The sequence below is a fragment of the Variovorax sp. MSC1_012 genome (assembly GCF_023667525.1).
Taxonomy (GTDB): domain Bacteria; phylum Pseudomonadota; class Gammaproteobacteria; order Burkholderiales; family Burkholderiaceae_C; genus Variovorax; species Variovorax beijingensis_B.
Window position 1 is genome coordinate 1,212,079 of record NZ_JAMOZJ020000002.1, and the last position, 19,573, is coordinate 1,231,651.

Consider the following 19,573-nt stretch of genomic DNA (forward strand, 5'->3'; position numbering starts at 1 on the left):
CGCACGCCACCGGGCAGCCACTGATGCGGCGTTCACGGCCTTGTGCAATAACGGGTTCATGATTTCACGGGAGCCGGCCCGGCGCTTCGATTTGCCTCTACACAGCTCCAGACGATGGCGCGGCCTGCCGCGCTGGTGCGGCGCGCTGGCGCTGGTGGCCGCGGCCGCCTTCGCCGGTCATCACTTCGCCATGCAGAACGGCCTCGCGCGCCTGAACGAGGCGGCCGACCACCGGCTCGACATGCTCGCAACAGGGCTCGATGCCGACCTGGCCCGTTTCGAGTATCTGCCTGCGCTGCTGGAGATGACGCCCATCGTCCCCGCGCTGCTCGGCACGCCCTCGGACGTGTCGCTGCGCGACGCGGTCAACCGCTACCTCGACGGCGTCAACGCCGCCGCGGGCGCCGAGATGCTCTATGTGCTGGACGCCGCCGGCACCTCGCTGGCGGCTTCCGACTGGAACCGTCCCGGCACCACCGTCGGCCAGGACCTGTCGTTCCGACCCTACGTGATCGATGCATTGGGGCAGGGCAAGGGCCGCTTCTACGGCGTCGGCATCACCAGCCGCAAGCCCGGCTACTACCTCTCGTACGCCCTGCGCCGCGACCAGCCCGCGCGCGGCGTGGTGGCTGTCAAGGTCAACCTGGAGGAGACCGAACGCGCCTGGCGCAAGCTGCCGGGCGACGTGGCACTGATCGACCAGCGCGGCGTGGTGATCCTCGCCACCCGCGAAGACCTCAAGTTCCGGCCGATGCTGCCGCTCGACGCTTCGCAGCGGGCCGAGGTGCAGCGCTCGCGCCCCTACGGCGAGGCCGGCCTGCAGCCGCTGCAGTGGACGCTGAAGAAGACGCTGGCGCGCGATGTGAAGGTGATCGCGCTCGACGGCGTCGACCAGTTGGCCTCGACGCGTTCGCTGCGCGGTGCACCGTGGCAGCTGCTGGCGCTCGACGACTTGGCGCCGGTGCGCGTGGGCGCGCGCAACGCCGCCATCACCGCGAGCCTTGCAATGGCGGTGCTGCTGCTGATCGCTGTCACGCTGTGGCAGCGCCGCCGCGCCGTGCGGCAGAAGCTGGCCAACCAGGCTGCGCTGCAGGCGGCGCACGACACGCTCGAGTCGACCGTGGTGGCGCGCACCGCGCAGCTGCGCGCCGCCCAGGGAGAGCTGGTGCATGCCGGCAAGATGGCGGCGCTGGGCCAGATGTCGGCCGGCGTGGTGCACGAGCTGAACCAGCCGCTCACCGCGATGCGCACGCTCTCGGAGAGCGCCGCCATCCTGCTCGACAAGAACCGCTTCGACGACGTGCGCGGCAACCTGCAGCGCATCCGGGGCATGGTCGACCGCCTGGCGCGCCTGACCTCGCAACTCAAGACCTTCGCGCACAAGAGCGAACTTCCGCTCGCGGCGGTGCCGGTGGCGCGAGCCGTGGCCGACGCGCAGGCCATCGTGGCCGAGGCGACGAAGAAGAACGGTGTCGCCATCGAGGTCGACGTGCAGCCCGCGAGCCTGAGCGTGATGGCCGAAGAAGCCGCGCTGGGCAGCGTGCTCGTCAACCTGATGCGCAACGCCATCGACGCCATGCAGGCCTCGCCCCGGCGCAGGCTGCGGCTCGAGGCGCGGCCGCAAGAGGGCCGGGTGATCCTGCGCGTGAGCGACACCGGACCGGGCATTCCACCCGACATCCTGCCGCGCCTGTTCGAGCCCTTCGTCAGCAGCAAGCCGGCGGGCACGGGCCTGGGCCTCGGGCTCGCGATCTCGGCACAATTGGTGCGGGCCATGGACGGCACGCTGGGTGCAGCCAACCTGCCGGAAGGCGGCGCCTCGTTCGTCGCCGACCTTCCGGCCGCCGTCCAGGCCATTCTTATTCCCACCCCTACAGGAGTGATCAACAAGTGAGCCTAGCCCCTGCCATCCGGGTGATGCTGGTCGAGGACGACGAAGACGTCCGTCTCAGCACGACCCAGGTGCTGACCCTGGCCGGTTTCGAGGTCGAATCCTTTGCAAGCGTGGAGCGCGCACGCGGCCACATCAGCTTCGGCGTGCCGGCCATCGTGGTCTGCGACGTGCGCCTGCCGGGCCTGAGCGGCACCGAATGGCTGCGCGAACTGCACAGCACCGATGCCGAGCTGCCCGTGATTCTGGTCACCGGCCACGGCCATATCGCGATGGCGGTGCAGGCCATGCGCGAGGGCGCCTACGACTTCATCGAGAAGCCCTTCAGCTCCGAGCGGCTGGTGGCCATCGTGCGCCACGCCGTCGAGCGCCGGCAGCTTTCGCTGCAGGTGCGTGCGCTGCGCGACGCGCTGGAGAACTGGAACGGCATCCAGTCGGTGCTGATCGGCCGGTCGGCCCAGATGCAATTGGTGCGCCGTACCGTGATGACGCTGGCCGAAACTTCGGCCGACGTGCTGATCTACGGCGAGACCGGCACCGGCAAGGAACTCGTCGCGCGCTGCCTGCACGACCACAGCGAACGCCGCCGCCAGCATTTCGTTCCACTCAATTGCGGCGGCCTGCCCGAGGCGCTGGCCGAGAGCGAGCTGTTCGGCCACGAGGCCGGCGCCTTCACCAGCGCCAACCGCGTGCGCGTGGGCAAGTTCGAATATGCCAACGGCGGTACGCTCTTTCTCGACGAGATCGAGAGCATGCCGATGGCGGTGCAGATCAAGCTGCTGCGCGCGCTGCAGGAGCGCAGCATCGAGCGCATCGGCTCCAACAAGGCCATTGCCTTCGACTGCCGCGTGGTGGCCGCAAGCAAGGACGACCTGAAGGAAATGAGCGACCGCCAGAAGTTCAGGGCCGACCTGTACTACCGGCTCGGCGTCGCCTTCATCGAGCTGCCGCCGCTGCGCGAGCGGCGCGAAGACATTCCCCTGCTGTTCGAGCACTTCACGCTGCTGGCCGCGAGCCGCTACGAGCGTTCGGCGCCGCTGCCCACCAACGCGCAGCTGGCCGACCTGATGGCTTACGCGTGGCCGGGCAACGTGCGCGAACTGCGCAACGTGGCCGACCGTTACGTGCTGGGCCTGCTCGGCGAGCGCCTGACGCAGACCCGCGGCACCGGCGAGGGCTCGCCGGCGCTGCCGCGCGCGCTGCCGCAACAGGTCGAATCCTTCGAGCGTGCGGTGATCGTGGAGGCGCTGCGCAAGCACCAGGGCGACCAACCAGCCACGGCCGCCGCTCTCGCCATCGCGCGGCAGACGCTGCACGACAAGCTGCGCAAGCTCGGCATCGCGGCGGAAGAGTTCAAGTCCCAGTGACCCGCGGAGCGGCCTGTGCCCTGACGATCGCTGGGTACAGGTAACGGAACCGCCGCCTCACAGCCTGGCGAGCGGCACCTGCAGGTCGGCGAGCTGCGCCGCATCGACGCTGGTGCGGCGCTCGATCAGCCGCCGCGCGAAGCGCAGGTCGCGCGCGGCGTTGGGGCCCAGCGCCGCAACGACCTTGCCGGCGTCCAGGAAGAACATCACGAAGCTGCTGGAGTTCCGGTCGCCGCGCACGACCACATCGTGCGCCGGCGCGGGCATGCCGAAGATCTGCAGGTTGACCTCGTACTGGTCCGACCAGAACCAGGGCAGCGGCTGATGATTCACCGCGATGCCGAGCGCGGCGCGCGCGGCGGCAATGCCTTGCTCCTGGGCGTTCTGCCACGATTCGAGCCGCATCCGCCGCCCCGCCCATTCGCAGTGCCATGCGGCCACGTCGCCCGCGGCCAGGATGTCGGGATCGGATGAGCGGCATTGCGAATCGACCAGCACGCCGCCCTCGCATGCCAGGCCTGCCTCGCGTGCGAGTTCGTCGTTGGGGACCAGGCCAACACCGGCGAGGACCGCATCGCATTCGAACTCGCGCCCATCGCCGAACGAGGCGGTGAGGCCACCTCGCGCGTTCTGCGCCAGGCGCTCGATGCCCGTGCCGAGCCGGACATCGACGCCATGGGCGGTATGGAGTTGCAGCAGATAGTCGGATATTTCCGGTGGAACAGTGCGCTCGCACAGCCGGCCCGTCGCTTCGACGACGGTCACGTCGAGGCCCTTCTTCCGGGCCGTCGCGGCCACCTCGAGCCCGATCCAGCCGCCCCCGACGACGAGCAGCCGCCTGCCGGCAGACAGCACGGCACCGAGCGCCGCCGCATCCTCGATGCTGCGCAAGCTGAAGACGCCGGGCAGATCTGCACCGGGGATGTTCAGGCGACGCGCCCGGCCGCCGCTGCAGAGAATCAGCTTGTCGTACGAAAGATGCGCTCCACGCGTCAAGTGGAGCTGCTTCGCCGCCCGGTCGATGAAGGTCGCGCCGACATTCGGCCGCCAGTCGATGCCCAGCGCATCGAAGGCCTCCGGTTTCTGCAGATGGGTCGTGTCCGCATGCGCATCCCCGGAGAGCACCGCCTTGGACAGCGGCGGGCGTTCATAGGGACGATGGGGCTCGTCGCCGATCAGCACCACGCGTCCCGCGAAACCCTCGCTGCGCAGCGTCTGCGCGGCCCAGCCGCCGGCCTGGCCGGCGCCCACGATGACGATGGTCTCGATGTCCATGGCTTCAGTCGAGCGAGAGGAACACCCGGCCCGCATCGATCTTCACCGGGTACGAGCGGATCGCCTCGGTCACCGGCGCGCAGGTCGGCTTTCCATTGCGCACGTCGAACTTGCCCTGGTGCAGCGGGCACTCGATCTCGTGCCCTTCGAGGAAGCCCTCGCACAGGCGGGCATGTCCGTGGGTGCACACGTTGTCGGTCGCATAGATCTGGCCGTCCACCTTGTACAGCGCAATGTCGCGCCCGTCGACCTGCATGCCGACGACATCATCGGTGGGCACCTCGTCGACCGCTGCGGCGTCGGTCCATTGGAAATCGCTCATGGCTGGCCTCAGAGGGGATAGATGACGGAGTTGGGGATCATTTCGCTGTCGTAGATGACCTGGCGCGAGGCGAACTTCAGCCCCTCGGCGGTGCGCACGACCACATCGATGTAGCGCCCCACGCTGAAGACGCTCGAAAGTTCGGACAGTTTGGTGCGGAACACCGCGTAGTTGGCCTCGCACTCGAAGCGGTCCGCATCGGCCTTCAGCACGAGCGGCGTTCCGACGACGTGGCGCTGGTAGTAGGGGTCGTGGAACAGGGTCTCGCGGATGCCGTAGACGCGGTCCTTCAGCATGCCCTTGCTCTCGAACGAGAGCGTGGCCAGCGGAAAGCCGCGTTCGTGGTTCTCGCGCGGCTGCAGGCGGTAGCTGCAATCGTCCGTGAAGAATTCCGGCCAGAGTTCCCATTGACCCGAGCTCACGGCCTGGGCGTAGCGGGCGTAGAGCTGGGTCAGCTCGAAGTAGTCCTGAAAGTTCATCTCAAGCCTCCATCACCTTGCGCCAGTATTCGTACATGCCCCGGATCAGGGTCTCGGTGACCATGTGGTCCGTGTCGCCGACCTCGCGGCCGCCGAGTTCGGCGAGCGTGCGGTGGAAGGGCTTCTGCTCGAAGCCTTTCTGCGAGAGCTCGATCACCTCCCCGTCGTCGGCCGAGACGAAGCCCGCCGGTCCGAAGAGATTGGCCTGGCGCAACCGACGCAAGGTCATCGCGTCGTCGTCGTCCTCGAAGCCGAAGTGCGTCCAGACGAAATCGAAGGCGCCGGGGCCGCTCGGCTGGATGTGCCGGGTCGAGACGCTGTTGACCTGCTGCTGGAAGATCACGCTCGGGAACAGCGTCATCATCACGGCCGTCGGGCCGCGCCACCACGGCTCGGGCACGATGTCCAGGAAGCGGTCGTCGTTGAGCTTCATGCTTTCCTTGAAGCTCGATACCTGGGTGACCTGGTCCGCCTTGCCGCTCGCGCCGCGCGTCGAGATCATCGCGGCGTGCCGGTGATGGCGGTCCATCTTCAGCTCCGACTTGTTGTCGGCGCGCCAGAGCCCGAAGGTGACGAACCAGGTATGCAGCAGGCCCGGGTGGTACGGGTCCTTGATGTTCTCCTGCATCAGCTTCCAGTTGCCGGGAATGCGCTGGCGGTTGTAGCCGAGGATCGTCAGCTTGCGGCCATTGAACAGCCGGTCGAAGTAGCCCAGGATTTCCGGGCCCATGAAGTCCTCGAGCGATTCCACCTCTGCATCGAAGGACGCGAACACGACGCCGCCGCGCGTGGCAACCTCGAGCTTGTTGAGGCCGTGGTCGGCCGGCTTGAAGTCGGCCGGCATCCCGCCGTTCACCTTGCCGTCCTGCTTCACGCCACGGCGAAAGGGCACGCCCTGCAGGTCGCCGCCGAGCGAATAGTTCCACTGGTGATAGGGGCAGGTGAAGCCGCCGGCCTTGCGGTTGCCGTGCCGCTCGCGGCAGAACTGCATGCCCCTGTGCGCGCACACGTTTTCCACCACGCTGATGGAGTCTTCCGCATCCCGGACCATGATCACCGAGCGCTCGCCGATCACCGTGCGTTTGAAGTCGCCGACTTCCGGAATCTCGGCCTCCAGGCCCACGTAGCACCAGTGGCCCCGGTAGAAGAGGCGCTCGAGCTCGCGCCGGTGCTGGTCGGCATCGGTGTAGGCCATGAAGGGAATGCGGCTCGTGCCCTTGTCTTCCCAGCGGATCTGCTGCGGAAAGACGGCGGATGTGTCGTCCATTTTTTGTCTCCTGTGCGGCCGCGTCGCCCGGGCCGCTCGTCTCATGGTCCCCCATGATCGGCAGTTCGGGCCCATCGTTCAATAGAATGTGCCGAATACTTTATATAGATTTCGCGAATGGGGACGCCGTGGAGCTCAAGGACATCGACCTCAACCTGCTGGTGGTGTTCAACCAGTTGCTGATCGATCGGCGGGTGTCGAAAGTGGCGACAAATCTCGGCCTCTCGCAGCCGGGCGTGAGCAACGCGCTGGCGCGCCTGCGCAAGCTCACCGACGACCCGCTGTTTCTTCGAACGCCCAAGGGCATGGAGCCGACGCCTTTCGCCGAGCAGCTGGCCGCGCCGACCGCGAGCGCGCTGCAGACGATCCATGCCGCCATCAACCAGCGGAGCTCGTTCGATCCGGCCACCTCCACACGCGCCTTCACCATCGGCATGACCGACATCGGGGAGATCTATTTCCTGCCCAAGCTGATGCAGGAGCTGGCGCGCGTGGCGCCGGGTCTCTCGATCAGCACCGTTCGCAACACGGCGGTCAATCTCCAGGACGAGATGGAATCCGGCCACGTCACGCTGGCCATCGGCCTGCTGCCGCAGCTCAAGAGCGGCTACTTCCAGCGGAGGCTGTTCAAGCAGCACTACGTCTGCATGTTTCGCCGGGGGCATGCGCTCGACAAGCGCCAGATCTCGCTGGCCGAGTTCTCAAAGGCCGATCATGTGGTCGTGGTCTCGGAGGGAACCGGCCACGGCAAGGCGGACGAGCTTCTCAGCCGCAAGAAGATCGTGCGCAAGGTCGTCCTGACCGTGCCGCACTACGTCGCGGTCGGCCATATCCTGCACGGCTCCGACCTGGTGGCCACAGTGCCCGAGCGGCTCGCCCAGGCCCTGGCCGAACCGTTCGGCCTGTCCCATGTGCGGCATCCGGCCAGGCTGCCCGAAATTGCGATCAGCCTGTTCTGGCACGGCCGCTATCACCGGGACCCCGCCGTTGCGTGGCTGCGCGCCTTGATCGTGCGGCTTCATGGGGAGGGTGGGCCGGTTTGAGCTTGCGCCGGCGCCGGGTGTCTTTCAGCGCACGGCCTCGGGTGGCAGGTAGATCCTCGCCAGCCCCTTGGCAATCGCCTCCACGATCTGCTCCTTGCGCAGCCCGATGTGCGCCTTGAGCGCCTGTTGCGCCGCCGCCTCGTCGCGCGCCTGCAGGGCCTTGAGGATCTGCAGGTGCTCCTTCTGCGTGGCATTGCGCCCCACGTTCTCCATGTCGATCCAGCGGATGAACCGGATCCGTTCGTTGAGCACGCCCAGCATTCGGCGCAGTTCCTGGTTGCGCGCCATGTCCGCGATGCGCAGGTGGAATCCCTCGTCGAGTTCGACCAATTGCTCCACCGGCGTGTCCGGCGCGGCCTTCTGGCTGGCGGCCAGGTAGGCCTTGGCCTGGGCGATCTCCTCGTCGGTGGCCCGCTGGATCGCCAGTGACAGGCAGGCGCTTTCGACGGCCACGCGGGCCTCGTACAGGTCGAGCGTCTCCTGGACATCGAGCGGCCGCCGAACGAAGCCGCGCGACGCAGGCAGCAGGAAGCCGTCGTTCACCAGGCGGGCCAAGGCTTCGCGCACGGGGGTGCGGCTCACACCCAGGCGCTGCGACAGCTCGATCTCGCTCAGGCGCTCGCCGGGCTTGAGCTGGTAGGAGATCGCCATCTTGCGCAGCGCCTCGAGAACACCCGAGCCGCGTTCGCGGCGCATTTTGGAGATGGGCGCGGATGCCCCGCGCCTGCTTGTGCTTGGCATGTTTTTAAGTATACTGAAATGAATTCTTAACTGATCACGATCCGCTGGAGCTTATCGAGAATGTCTTCCATGAACGGCGCCGATGCGATGGTGCGCATGCTGCAACTCAACGGCGTCAAGCACATCTTCGGATTGTGCGGCGACACCAGCCTTCCCTTCTATGACGCGCTGGCGCGCCTGGACCACGGCATCGACCACGTGCTCACGCGCGACGAGCGCAGCGCGGCCTACATGGCCGACGCCTATGCGCGCGTGACGGGCAGGCCCGGCATCTGCGAAGGCCCCAGCGGCGGCGGCGCCACCTATCTGCTGCCCGGCCTGGTGGAAGCCAACGAGTCGGCCATCCCGGTGCTGGGCATCACCTCCGACGTGTCGGTGGGGGCGCGCGGCAAGTTTCCGTTGACCGAACTGGACCAGCAGGCGCTCTACCAGCCGCTGACCAAGTGGAACACCACCGTCGACCGCGTGGACCAGATCCCGCATGCGGTGCGCAGCGCCTTCCGCGCCATGGTCACGGGCCGGCCCGGCGCCACGCACATCTGCCTGCCCTACGACGTGCAGAAGCACGCCATCGATCCCTCGGAGGTCTGGGCCCAGCCGGGGCACGACCGCTACCCGGCCTATCGCTTCGCGCCGGACCCCGCCGAGGTCGAGCGCGCGGCGGCCATGCTGGCGGCGGCGCGCTGCCCGGTCATCGTGTGCGGCGGAGGCGTGGTCATCTCCGGCGCCCACACCGCGCTCGAGACGCTGGCCACCCGGCTGAATGCGCCCGTTTGCCTCACGATCAGCGGCAGCGGCAGCCTGCCCGGCAGCCATCCGCTCAATGCCGGCGTGATCGGCACCAACGGCGGCGTGGAGGCCACGCGCGACGTGATCGCCCAGGCCGATCTGGTGCTCTTCGTCGGGGCGCGCGCGGGCTCCACCACCACCGAGCACTGGAAGATGCCGGCGCGCGAGGTCGCCATCCTGCACCTGGACATCGACCCAGGCACCATCGCCACCAACTACCGGACCGACGTGGCCCTGGTGGGCGACGCGCGCCTGGGCTTGGCGGCGCTGGCTGACGCGGTGCATGCGCGCAGCGCGCAGCGCCCGGCCGATGCGGTCGACGGCCGAGCCATCGTGGCGCGCAGCCGCGTGCGCAAGCAGGCCTTCTTCGCCAGCCTGGCGCACTCTGCCGACCGACCCATCAAGCCCGAGCGCGTGGTGGATGCGCTGAACCGCCTGTTGCCGGCCAAAGCCGTGGTGGTGGCCGACCCAGGCACGCCATGCCCGTACTTCGCGGCCTATTTCGATGCGCCGCAAGCGGGCCGCCACTTCATCACCAACCGCGCCCACGGCGCACTCGGCTTTTCCATGGCCGCCGGCGTCGGTGCCGCCTTCGGCCGGCCCGACGCCATGGTGGTCTCGATCATGGGCGACGGCAGCTTCGGCTTCACCTGCGGCGAGATGGAAACCATCGTGCGGCGCGGCGTGCCGCTGAAGATGATCGTGTTTTCCAATTCGGTGTTCGGCTGGATCAAGGCCAGCCAGAAGACGGGCTACGAGGCGCGCTACTTCTCGGTGGATTTCGACCGCACCGACCACGCGCGCGTGGCCGAGGCCTTCGGCGTGAAGGCCTGGCGGGTCGAGGACCCCGCCGAGCTGGAGCCGGCGCTGAAGGCGGCACTGGCGCACGACGGCCCGGCGCTGGTGGACGTGATCTCGCAACAGCTGCAAGACACGGCCGTGCCGGTCAGCCAGTGGATGGGCTGAGTCGCCGCTTCACCGAGATCCAGGCTTCACGCGCAGCATTGATGAAAGGCCAACAGAAGATGCAGATCCGATTCAACAGACGCCAGGTCCTGGCGGCCGCGGCCGCCGCTGGCTTGTGCGGCGGCGCGGCAGCGCAGTCCTCGGACGCGCCGCTGCACATGGTCGTCACCTTTCCGCCCGGCGGCAGCACCGACATCGCCGCGCGCATCATGCAGCCCGAACTCGAAAAGCGCCTGGGCCGCCCGGTCGTGGTAGAGAACAAGCCCGGCGCGGCGAGCCAGCTGGCCACCAACTACGTCGCCAAGTCGGCGCCCAACGGCAACACGGTGCTGGTGAGCTTCGACACGCACGCGATCAATCCCATCGCCAAGGCCAGGCTGCCCTACGACACTTTCAAGGACTTTGCCGGCATCACCCTGGCGGTGCGCTTTCCGCTCGTGATCGGCGCCTCGGCCTCCGTGCCGGCCAAGGACCTGCGCAGCTTCATTGCCAGTGCGCGCAAGGAACCCGCGCGCTACAGCTACGCATCCACCGGCGTGGGCTCCATGAACCACCTGGTCATGGAAGACATCAAGCGCCGCGCCGGCATCTACGTGCTGCACGTGCCCTACGGCGGCGGCGGACCGGCGGTGCAAGCCGTGCTGGGCGACGTCTCGCAGCTCACGCTGCTGAGCTACGCCGCGCTCAAGGGCCAGATCGCCGCAGGCAAGATCAAGCCGCTGGCCGTCACCGGTGCGAAGCGCCTGCCCGAACTGCCGGACGTGCCCACGGTGGCCGAGTCCGGCTTTCCGGGCTTCGAGGCCTATTCCTGGATCGGCATCTTCGCGCCCTCGGGCACGCCGGCCGACAAGCTGTCCACGCTGACCGAGGGATTCCGCGCCGCGCTGCGAGCACCCGAGGTCCATGGCAAGCTCACCCAGGCAGGCTTCGAGGTCATGGCCACGGACAGCGCCGGCGTCGACAGGCATGCCCGCGCCGAGTACGAGCGCTGGGCCGCCTTCGTGCGCGAAACCCGGCTCAAGCTGGAGGAGTGAAACCATGGTCATGGCGCTGGACCATGTGGTGATCGCGGTGGCCTCGCTGGAGCAGGCGATGGCCGACTACCGGCGCGCCGGCTTCACCGTGGCCGCGGGCGGCAAGCATCCGGGACGCAACACCGCCAATGCGCTGATCGTGTTCGAGGACGGCAGCTATCTGGAGCTGATCGCATATTCGGCGCCTTCACCCGAAGAGCGCTGGTGGCGCGTGCTGGAGGCGGCGGGCGAGGGCCTGGTCGACTTCGCGCTGCTGCCGCGCGACATCGATGCGGCCACGGCCGATGCACGCGAACGCGGCCTGGTCGAACTCACGGCCGTGCCCGGCGCGCGGAATCGGCCCGATGGCGTGCGCATCGCGTGGAGCTCGGCGCGCCAGCAGCGCCATGACCTGCCGTTCCTGTGCGCCGACATCACGCCAAGGTCGCTTCGGGTGCCCGAAGGCGAGGTCCGACGCCATCCCAACGGCGCAACAGGCATCGCCGCCGTCCAGGTCATGGTGCGGGACATGGCGGCCAGCCTGGCGCGCTACCGCATGCTGCTGGGCCCCGACGCCGTGGAGGCCGGTGTCGTGCGGCTGCAGGGCTGCGAGATTGCGCTGCATGCGGAGCGGGACAGGGCGCGCGGCGAAGGGCCGGGCGCGATCACGTTGTCGGTCGATGCGCCCCGCGAGGGCTTGCGGTTCGATCCGGCGCTCACGCACGGGGTTGCGATTCACGTCCGGTAGGCATTTTTGGCCCGTGAGGCCCTCATGTTTACCGCGACGGCGTCAACAATGCAGTCCTGTCGCTCGCTTCGCATAGCAATTGCGCTACAATGGCTTGCATGAAGACCGCCCAGTTGCCTCCCGTGCGCGTCGAGCAATCGGTTCGCGATGAAATCGAGAGCGTTCTCCGCCAAGGAGAAAGCCTGTCGCAGTTCGTGGAAAACGCGGCAGTGCAGGCTGCTCAGCGGCGCAAATCTCAGCAAGAGTTCCTGGCGCGTGGCCGCGAATCACTGAAGCGTGCGAAGAAGAGCGGCGAGTACTATTCTGCCAAGGACGCACTCGACGCGATGCAGGCGCGCCTCGATGCGCGCATTTCGCAACTTGCGCAGGGGCAGCGCGGCAAGGCCGATCGCTCGTGACCTATGCAGTCACCCTGACGCGCGAAGCGCTCGAGGATCTCCTGCATCTTGAGGACTTTCTCATCGAGTCCGCTCTGCGGCATGGAGATCTGGATCTGCCGAGCCATGCAATATCGGCCATCCGCACAGAGTTTCGAATTCTGGAGACAAACCCGTTCACCTGCCGCATTGCCGATGCCGACCCGCTCGAGCGCGAACTGGTCGTCCCGTTTGGGGCTTCCGGATATGTGGCGTTGTTTCGAATCATCAGCGAACAAGAGGTCGTGGTGGCTGCGGTCCGCCACCAGCGCGAAGATGACTATCACTAGATGGGGCTCCACCCAGTCGGCTGGTTCCATTCTTCCTTCCGGCTGCCAGCTTGGCCAACGTCTGGCCATGCAGTACGGCGTGGACGCGGTGCAGTCGCTCGTGAGCAGGACGCGCCGGGGGTGCGAACTGGGCGTTGCGCGCATGCACTATGAGTTGCCGCACCTGTTCGTGCTGGCGCCTCTGCCGGCCGAAGACGCCTTCCTGCTCAGCGTGGAAATCAATCCGGGCGGCAGCCGGCGCATCGTCCGGGACGGCGATTCACGCCAACTGGGCCTGCAGCGGGAAGGCGCCTTCCACATCGCCGACCTGTCGCAGCGCGCGTCGGCATATGTCAGCAGCCCGTTTCACTCTATGTTCTTCCACTTGTCGCGCGCCACGCTCGATGCGTTCGCCGAAGAGATGGAGATGCCCCGTCGCGTCAACGGGCTGCGCTGCGATGCCGGCACGGTGGACCCCGTGATCGCCAACCTGGGCCGCGCGATGCTGCCCGTGCTGATGCATCCGCAGGAGGCGAGCCGGCTGTTCGTGGACCATGTGGCGCTGGCCTTGAAGGCGCATGTGGTCCATGTCTACGGCGATGTGGGCGGCACCGCGCCTGTACGGACGCGGGGGCTTGCGCCCTGGCAGGAGCGCCGCGCGAAGGCTTTCCTGATCCAGCACCTTGCGGGTGACGTATCGCTGGCCGATGCGGCGCGCGAATGCGCGCTGTCGCGCAGCCACTTCAGCAAGGCCTTCAAGCAGACCACCGGGCAGACGCCGCATGCCTGGCTGGTGGGCCAGCGCATCGAGACGGCGCAGCGCCTGCTGCAGGACCCCGAGCTCTCGATCGCGCAAGTGGCGATGGCTTGCGGTTTTGCCGACCAGAGCCACCTGACCCGCGTGTTCTCGGCCCGCACAGGTACCTCGCCGGCACGCTGGCGCCGCAGCCGGGCCGACTGAAGCCCCTGCCGCCGCAAGCATCCCGCGGCGGCGTGGGCGAGCCCTGTCTGGCGCATCTGAGACACGCCCCAAAACGATGATCGAAAACTTCGATCATTGCTGCCAAAAAGTTTCGCCAACAGACCCTCGTTGAGGGAAGAAGATTCAGTCCTAGCTCGGAGATTTCCTTCGAGACCTGTTTTGAGTTCAATCGAATTCATCGAATCAGAAAGGCTTGAATCATGTTGGAAATTCGCAATGCCGACGACCGTGGACTCGCGGACTTCGGCTGGCTGAAGTCTCGCCACACTTTTTCCTTCGGCCATTACCACGACCCGGCGCAGGAAGGCTTCTCGGATCTGCTGGTGATCAATGACGACCGTGTGCATCCGGGCCGCGGCTTCGGCACCCACCCGCACCGCGACATGGAGATCTTCTCGTACGTGCTCGAGGGTGCGCTCGAGCACAAGGACTCGATGGGCACGGGCTCCGTCATCCGCCCCGGCGACGTGCAGATGATGAGCGCGGGCACCGGCGTGCGCCACAGCGAGTTCAATTCGTCCGCCACCGACCCGCTGCGCTTTCTGCAGATCTGGATCACGCCGAATGCCAAGGGCGTCGCGCCCCGCTATCAGCAGGTGCATTTCGCGCCGGAAGAAAAGCGCGGCCGGCTGCGGCTGATCATTTCGCCCGAAGGCAGCGACGGCTCGCTCGCCGTGCATCAGGACGCCCGCGTCTACGCGGGCCTGTTCGACGACGATGAAACCACGTCGCTCACGCTCGGCCCCAACCGCCATGCCTATGTGCATGTGGCGCGCGGCAGCGTCGAAGTCAACGGCCAGCGGCTGGGCGAGGGCGACGGCGCGCGCGTGCGGGGCGAACAGCGCATCGACCTGGCGCGCGGCGAAGGCGCCGAGGTGCTGGTGTTCGACCTGCGGCCGAACGAGTTGCCTTCCTTCTGACAACCCATGCGCGCCGTCGGCCGGCGCGGACGGCAAATGTCCAAACGGCCTCACTAATCGACAAGACATGCGTTCTCGCAGAAACGAGGATGCATGGCACGGAAAAGCCCCCTTTTTATCGTCAACTCACGGAGAGTCCCATGTCCATCCAAGCCACCCCCGCCGCCGGCGCCAAGCTGCTCACTCCCACCGACCACACGCTGGTGATGATCGACTTCCAGTCGCAGATGGCCTTTGCCACGCACTCCATCGATGCGGTGAACCTGCGCAACAACGCCGCTCTGGTGGCGCAGGCCGCGGCCGGCTTCAAGGTGCCCACCATCCTGACCACGGTGGCCGAGAAGAGTTTCTCGGGCCCGATGTTCAGCGAGATCACCGACGCCTTCCCGGGCCAGAAGATGCTCGACCGCACCTCGATGAACACCTGGGAAGACGCCGCCGTGATCGAGCGCGTGAACGAGATCGGCAAGAAGCGCATCGTGCTCGCGGGCCTGTGGACCGGCGTGTGCATCGTGGGCCCGGCGCTGTCGGCCATCGACCAGGGCTTCGAGGTGTATGTGATCGCCGACGCCTGCGGCGACGTCTCGGCCGAGGCGCACAACCGTGCGATGGACCGCATGGTGCAGGCCGGCGCGCAGCCGATGACCTCGCTGCAATACCTTCTCGAGCTGCAGCGCGACTGGGCCCGCACCGACACCTACGAAATGACCACCGGCATTGCCAAGAAATTCGGTGGTGCTTATGGTCTGGGCGTGACTTACGCGAAGACCATGTTCGGCGCCCACGAAGGCTGAACGCCGCGGTGAACAAGATGAAGCCCTACGTCCTGTCGCTCGCGCTTGGCCTGCTGGTCGGCGTGATCTACGCACTGTTCCAGGTGCGCTCGCCGGCCCCGCCGGTCATCGCCCTGGTGGGGCTGCTCGGGATACTGCTCGGCGAGCAGATCCCGCCGCTCATCAAGAGCGTGATCAAGCCGCAGGCCGCTGCGACGTCGTGGCTGCAGCACCAGGTCAAGCCGCATGTGTTCGGCGAACTGCCGCAATGCGCCAAGGCCGAGCCGGGCGCCTCTGCGCGCAAAGACGCATGAACGATCCGCTCGACGAACAACGCCGCCGGCTGTGCCTGGGCACGCTGGGCGCCGCCGCCCTTGCCGGAACGGCAAGCGCGCAAACCACCCGAAGGAAACCCGACATGGCTGGTACCGCCACCCCCGACCTGATCCTGCACAACGGCCGCTTCACCACGCTGGACCGCGCCAATCCCACGGCGAGCGCCGTGGCCATCAAGGATGGCCGCTTCCTGCGTGTGGGCCGCAGCGAAGACGTGCTGCCGCTGGCCGGCAGCCACACCCGCGCGATCGACCTGCACGGCAAGCGCGTGCTGCCGGGGCTCATCGACAACCACCTGCACATCATCCGTGGCGGCCTCAACTTCAACATGGAGCTGCGCTGGGACGGCGTGCGCAGCCTGGCCGACGCCATGGGCATGCTCAGGCGCCAGGTGGCCGTCACGCCTGCGCCGCAATGGGTGCGCGTGGTGGGCGGCTTTACCGAACACCAGTTCGTGGAGAAGCGCCTGCCGACCATCGCGGAGCTCAACGCGGTGGCACCCGACACGCCGGTGTTCCTGCTGCACCTGTACGACCGTGCGCTGCTCAACGGCGCCGCCCTGCGCGCCGTCGGCTACACCAAGGACACGCCCGCGCCGCCCGGCGGAGAGATCGTGCGCGACGCGGCCGGCAACCCGACCGGACTGCTGCTGGCCAAGCCCAATGCGTCGATCCTCTACGCAACCTTGGCCAAGGGCCCGAAGCTGCCCTTCGAATACCAGCTCAATTCCACGCGCCACTTCATGCGCGAGCTCAACCGCCTGGGCGTGACCGGCGCCATCGACGCGGGCGGCGGCTTCCAGAATTTTCCCGAGGACTACCAGGTGATCCAGCAGCTGGCCGATGCCGGCCAGCTCACCATCCGCCTGGCCTACAACCTGTTCACGCAGAAGCCCAAGCAGGAGAAGGAGGACTTCCTCCACTGGACCGCCACCTCGAAGTACAAGCAGGGCGACGACTACTTCCGCCACAACGGCGCGGGCGAGATGCTGGTGTTCTCGGCCGCCGACTTCGAGGACTTCCGCCAGCCGCGCCCCGACATGGCCCCCGAGATGGAGGGCGATCTCGAAGAGGTGGTGCGCGTGCTGGTGCAGAACAAGTGGCCGTGGCGCCTGCATGCCACCTACGACGAGACCATCGATCGCGCGCTCGGCGTGTTCGAGAAGGTGAACCGCGACACGCCGCTCGCCGGCCTGAACTGGTTCTTCGACCATTGCGAAACCATCTCGGAAAAATCGATCGACCGCATCGCCGCGCTGGGCGGTGGCATCGCGGTGCAGCACCGCATGGCCTACCAGGGCGAATACTTCGTCGAGCGCTACGGCGCCGGCGCGGCCGAGGCCACGCCGCCGGTCAAGCGCATGCTCGAGAAGGGCGTGAAGGTGTCGGCCGGCACCGATGCGACGCGCGTCGCCTCGTACAACCCATGGGTGTCGCTCTCGTGGCTGGTCACGGGCAAGACGGTGGGCGGCATGCAGCTGTATCCGCAGCGCAACTGCCTGGACCGCGAGGCCGCGCTGCGGATGTGGACCGAGAACGTGACCTGGTTCTCCAACGAGGTCGGCAAGAAGGGCCGCATCGAAGCCGGCATGTTTGCCGACCTCGTGGTGCCCGACCGCGACTTCTTCGCCTGCCCCGAATCGGAGATTGCCGACACCACCGCGCTCCTGACCATGGTCGGCGGCAAGGTGGTCTACGGCGCCGGCCCGTTCGCCGCGCACGACGAAGGCGCGCCGCCGCCGGCCATGCCCGACTGGTCGCCGGTGCGCCGCTTCGGCGGCTACGCCGGCTGGGGCGATGCCGCCGAGGGCGCACCGCTGCAGAAGGCGATGCGCCACGCGGCCATGTCCTGCGCCTGCGCCAACGACTGCAACGTGCACGGCCACCAGCATGCGACGGCCTGGAGCAGCAAGTTGCCGATCGCCGACCTCAAGAGCTTCTGGGGCGCGCTCGGCTGCGCCTGCTGGGCGGTGTGATGCGCTGGACCATTTCGCCCGCCGTGCGCTGGCTCGCCTTGCTGCTGCTGTGCGCGGCCTACCTGCAGGGCGGGCTCAACAAGGCCATGGACTTCAACGCGGCCATCGCCGAGATGAACCACTTCGGCCTGTCGCCCGCGGGGCCGCTGGCCGCAGCGGTGATCGTGCTGGAACTCGGCGCCGCCGCGCTCATCCTCACGGGCTTCCATCGCTGGCTCGGTGCGCTGGCGCTCGCAGGCTTCACCTTGATGGCAACCTTCGTGGCACTGCGCTTCTGGGAAATGCCGCAACCGGAGCGCTTCATGGCGGCCAATTCCTTCTTCGAGCACCTGGGCCTGGTCGGCGGCTTCGTGCTGGTGGCCTGGCACGACCTGAAGGAGCGCGCGAATGGCTGATCCCGCGGGTGCCACCCAGGCCACGAAGCCGAGCAGCAGCTTCGCACCGCTGCGACAGCCGGTCTTTGCCGTGCTGTGGGCGGCCACCGTGCTCGGCAACATCGGCAGCTTCATGCGCGACGTGGCGAGCTCGTGGCTGGTGACCGACCTGTCGGCCAGCCCCACGGCGGTGGCGCTGATCCAGACCGCGGCCACGCTGCCGATCTTCCTGCTCGCGATCCCGGCCGGGGTGCTGTCCGACATCCTCGACCGGCGGCGCTTCCTGATCTTCGTGCAGCTGGTGCTGGCGGCCGTGAGCGGCACGCTGCTGCTGCTCTCGCACACCGGCTCGCTCACCGTCGAGTACCTGATTGCGCTGACCTTCGTCGGCGGCATCGGCGCGGCGCTGATGGGGCCGACGTGGCAGTCGATCGTGCCCGAGCTGGTGCCGCGCGCCGACCTCAAGAACGCGGTGGCGCTGAACTCGCTGGGCATCAACATCGCGCGCTCCATCGGCCCGGCCGCGGGCGGCCTGATCCTCGCGAGCTTCGGCGCCGCCGTCACCTACGGCATCGACGTGCTCAGCTATATGTTCGTGATCGCGGCGCTGCTGTGGTGGAAGCGCCCGGCGGCCGTCGACAGCGGCCTGTCCGAGAACTTCCTGGGTGCCTTCCGCGCCGGCCTGCGCTACACGCGCGCCAGCCGCGAGCTGCACCGCGTGCTGCTGCGCGCGGCGGTGTTCTTCCTGTTCGCGAGCTCGGTCTGGGCGCTGCTGCCGCTGGTGGCGCGCCAGATGCTCGGCGGGAGCGCCGGCTTCTACGGCATCCTGCTCGGCGCCGTGGGTGCGGGCGCCATCGGCGGCGCGCTGGTGATGCCGCGGCTGCGCGCGCGGCTCGATGCCGACGGCATGCTGCTGCTGGCCTCGCTGCTCACCGCCGGCGTGATGGGCAGCCTGGTCTTCGCGCCGCCGCAGTGGCTCGCGGTGCTGTTGCTGCTGGTGCTGGGCCTGGGCTGGATCATTGCGCTCACCACGCTCAACGGCGTGGCGCAATCGATCCTGCCGAACTGGGTGCGCGGCCGAGGGCTGGCGGTCTACCTGACCGTCTTCAACGGCGCGATGGCGGCCGGCAGCCTGGGCTGGGGCCTGGTCGCGCAGGAGATCGGCGTGCCGTACACGCTGGTGGCGGGCGCCGCCGGCCTGGCCGTCATGGCCCTGCTGTTCCACCGCGCACGCCTGCCCACCGGCGAGTCGGACCTGCAGCCCTCGAACCACTGGCCCGAGCCGCTGGTCGCCGAGCCCGTCGCGCACGACCGCGGCCCCGTGATGGTGCAGGTCGAGTACCGCATCCGCAAGGAAGACCGCCCGGCGTTTCTCGATGCGATGAAGCGGCTGTCGCTGGAGCGCCGGCGCGACGGCGCCTACGCCTGGGGCGTGACCGAGCACACCGGCGACCCGGAGCGCGTGATGGAGTGGTTCCTGGTCGAGTCCTGGGCCGAGCACCTGCGCCAGCACCACCGTGTGTCGCATGCCGATGCGGACCTGCAAGGCGAGGCCACGCGCTTTCACATCGGCCCCGGCAAGCCCGAGGTGCACCACTTCCTGTCTCTCTGATTTCCTTCTTCTCTC

General features: G+C 67.8%; 20 protein-coding genes. 15 read left to right on the forward strand and 5 right to left on the reverse strand.

Annotation, left to right across the window (positions count from 1 at the left end; genetic code table 11):
- Positions 1–58 precede the first annotated feature (58 nt).
- Positions 59–1,894, forward strand: coding sequence for an ATP-binding protein (locus L1081_RS31200; protein WP_489417346.1), 1,836 nt, complete (start codon positions 59–61; stop codon positions 1,892–1,894).
- On the forward strand, positions 1,891–3,258 hold the full coding sequence (locus L1081_RS31205) for a sigma 54-interacting transcriptional regulator (RefSeq protein ID WP_489417347.1): 1,368 nt from the start codon (positions 1,891–1,893) through the stop codon (positions 3,256–3,258). The genes L1081_RS31200 and L1081_RS31205 overlap by 4 nt, the downstream gene beginning before the upstream one ends.
- Before the next feature lie 57 nt (positions 3,259–3,315).
- Here L1081_RS31205 and L1081_RS31210 read toward each other — a convergent pair whose 3' ends face one another.
- From L1081_RS31210 to L1081_RS31225, 4 genes are read right to left on the reverse strand one after another with little or no spacing between them, the layout of a single operon-like run.
- Complete coding sequence (locus tag L1081_RS31210; protein ID WP_489417348.1) at positions 3,316–4,533, reverse strand: FAD-dependent oxidoreductase; 1,218 nt, start codon at positions 4,531–4,533, stop codon at positions 3,316–3,318.
- Positions 4,534–4,537: 4 nt separating this feature from the next.
- Positions 4,538–4,855: a Rieske 2Fe-2S domain-containing protein gene (locus L1081_RS31215; RefSeq protein ID WP_489417349.1), complete on the reverse strand. Its 318-nt coding sequence runs from the start codon at positions 4,853–4,855 to the stop codon at positions 4,538–4,540.
- A gap of 8 nt (positions 4,856–4,863) precedes the next feature.
- On the reverse strand, positions 4,864–5,334 hold the full coding sequence (locus tag L1081_RS31220; RefSeq protein ID WP_489417350.1) for a nuclear transport factor 2 family protein: 471 nt from the start codon (positions 5,332–5,334) through the stop codon (positions 4,864–4,866).
- A 1-nt stretch (position 5,335) separates the two neighbouring features.
- Entirely contained in the window at positions 5,336–6,601 is a 1,266-nt protein-coding gene (locus L1081_RS31225) for an SRPBCC family protein (protein ID WP_489417351.1), read from the reverse strand.
- A 128-nt stretch (positions 6,602–6,729) separates the two neighbouring features.
- On the opposite strand from L1081_RS31225, the gene L1081_RS31230 reads away from it, so the two are divergent.
- Positions 6,730–7,644, forward strand: a complete 915-nt coding sequence (locus L1081_RS31230; RefSeq protein ID WP_489417352.1) for a LysR substrate-binding domain-containing protein — start codon at positions 6,730–6,732, stop codon at positions 7,642–7,644.
- Between the two features lie 24 nt (positions 7,645–7,668).
- Here L1081_RS31230 and L1081_RS31235 read toward each other — a convergent pair whose 3' ends face one another.
- Positions 7,669–8,385: a GntR family transcriptional regulator gene (locus L1081_RS31235; RefSeq protein WP_489417353.1), complete on the reverse strand. Its 717-nt coding sequence runs from the start codon at positions 8,383–8,385 to the stop codon at positions 7,669–7,671.
- Positions 8,386–8,445: 60 nt separating this feature from the next.
- Between L1081_RS31235 and L1081_RS31240 the strand changes: the two genes are divergently transcribed.
- The 12 genes from L1081_RS31240 to L1081_RS31295 all read left to right on the forward strand — a co-directional run bounded on the left by L1081_RS31240 (position 8,446) and on the right by L1081_RS31295 (position 19,558).
- On the forward strand, positions 8,446–10,140 hold the full coding sequence (locus L1081_RS31240; protein ID WP_489417354.1) for a thiamine pyrophosphate-dependent enzyme: 1,695 nt from the start codon (positions 8,446–8,448) through the stop codon (positions 10,138–10,140).
- Between the two features lie 59 nt (positions 10,141–10,199).
- Positions 10,200–11,174: a tripartite tricarboxylate transporter substrate-binding protein gene (locus tag L1081_RS31245; protein ID WP_489417355.1), complete on the forward strand. Its 975-nt coding sequence runs from the start codon at positions 10,200–10,202 to the stop codon at positions 11,172–11,174.
- A 4-nt stretch (positions 11,175–11,178) separates the two neighbouring features.
- Entirely contained in the window at positions 11,179–11,901 is a 723-nt protein-coding gene (locus L1081_RS31250; protein ID WP_489417356.1) for a VOC family protein, read from the forward strand.
- 98 nt (positions 11,902–11,999) lie between these two features.
- Entirely contained in the window at positions 12,000–12,299 is a 300-nt protein-coding gene (locus tag L1081_RS31255) for a YlcI/YnfO family protein (RefSeq protein WP_489417357.1), read from the forward strand.
- Complete coding sequence (locus tag L1081_RS31260) at positions 12,296–12,607, forward strand: type II toxin-antitoxin system RelE/ParE family toxin (RefSeq protein ID WP_489417358.1); 312 nt, start codon at positions 12,296–12,298, stop codon at positions 12,605–12,607. The genes L1081_RS31255 and L1081_RS31260 overlap by 4 nt, the downstream gene beginning before the upstream one ends.
- Positions 12,594–13,547 (forward strand): AraC family transcriptional regulator, encoded by a 954-nt coding sequence (locus L1081_RS31265; RefSeq protein WP_489417359.1) that lies wholly within the window; start codon positions 12,594–12,596, stop codon positions 13,545–13,547. The genes L1081_RS31260 and L1081_RS31265 overlap by 14 nt, the downstream gene beginning before the upstream one ends.
- Positions 13,548–13,768: 221 nt before the next feature.
- Positions 13,769–14,488, forward strand: a complete 720-nt coding sequence (locus L1081_RS31270; RefSeq protein WP_489417360.1) for a pirin family protein — start codon at positions 13,769–13,771, stop codon at positions 14,486–14,488.
- Positions 14,489–14,628: 140 nt separating this feature from the next.
- Positions 14,629–15,282 (forward strand): isochorismatase family protein, encoded by a 654-nt coding sequence (locus L1081_RS31275; protein ID WP_489417361.1) that lies wholly within the window; start codon positions 14,629–14,631, stop codon positions 15,280–15,282.
- 17 nt (positions 15,283–15,299) lie between these two features.
- Entirely contained in the window at positions 15,300–15,575 is a 276-nt protein-coding gene (locus L1081_RS31280; RefSeq protein ID WP_489417362.1) for a DUF1427 family protein, read from the forward strand.
- A gap of 104 nt (positions 15,576–15,679) precedes the next feature.
- The gene (locus L1081_RS31285) at positions 15,680–17,572 is read left to right on the forward strand and encodes an amidohydrolase family protein (protein WP_489418018.1); all 1,893 of its coding nucleotides are present in this window, start codon (positions 15,680–15,682) and stop codon (positions 17,570–17,572) included.
- Positions 17,572–17,967, forward strand: a complete 396-nt coding sequence (locus tag L1081_RS31290) for a DoxX family membrane protein (RefSeq protein ID WP_489417363.1) — start codon at positions 17,572–17,574, stop codon at positions 17,965–17,967. The genes L1081_RS31285 and L1081_RS31290 overlap by 1 nt, the downstream gene beginning before the upstream one ends.
- Entirely contained in the window at positions 17,960–19,558 is a 1,599-nt protein-coding gene (locus L1081_RS31295) for an MFS transporter (RefSeq protein ID WP_489417364.1), read from the forward strand. The genes L1081_RS31290 and L1081_RS31295 overlap by 8 nt, the downstream gene beginning before the upstream one ends.
- The last annotated feature ends 15 nt before the right edge of the window (positions 19,559–19,573 follow it).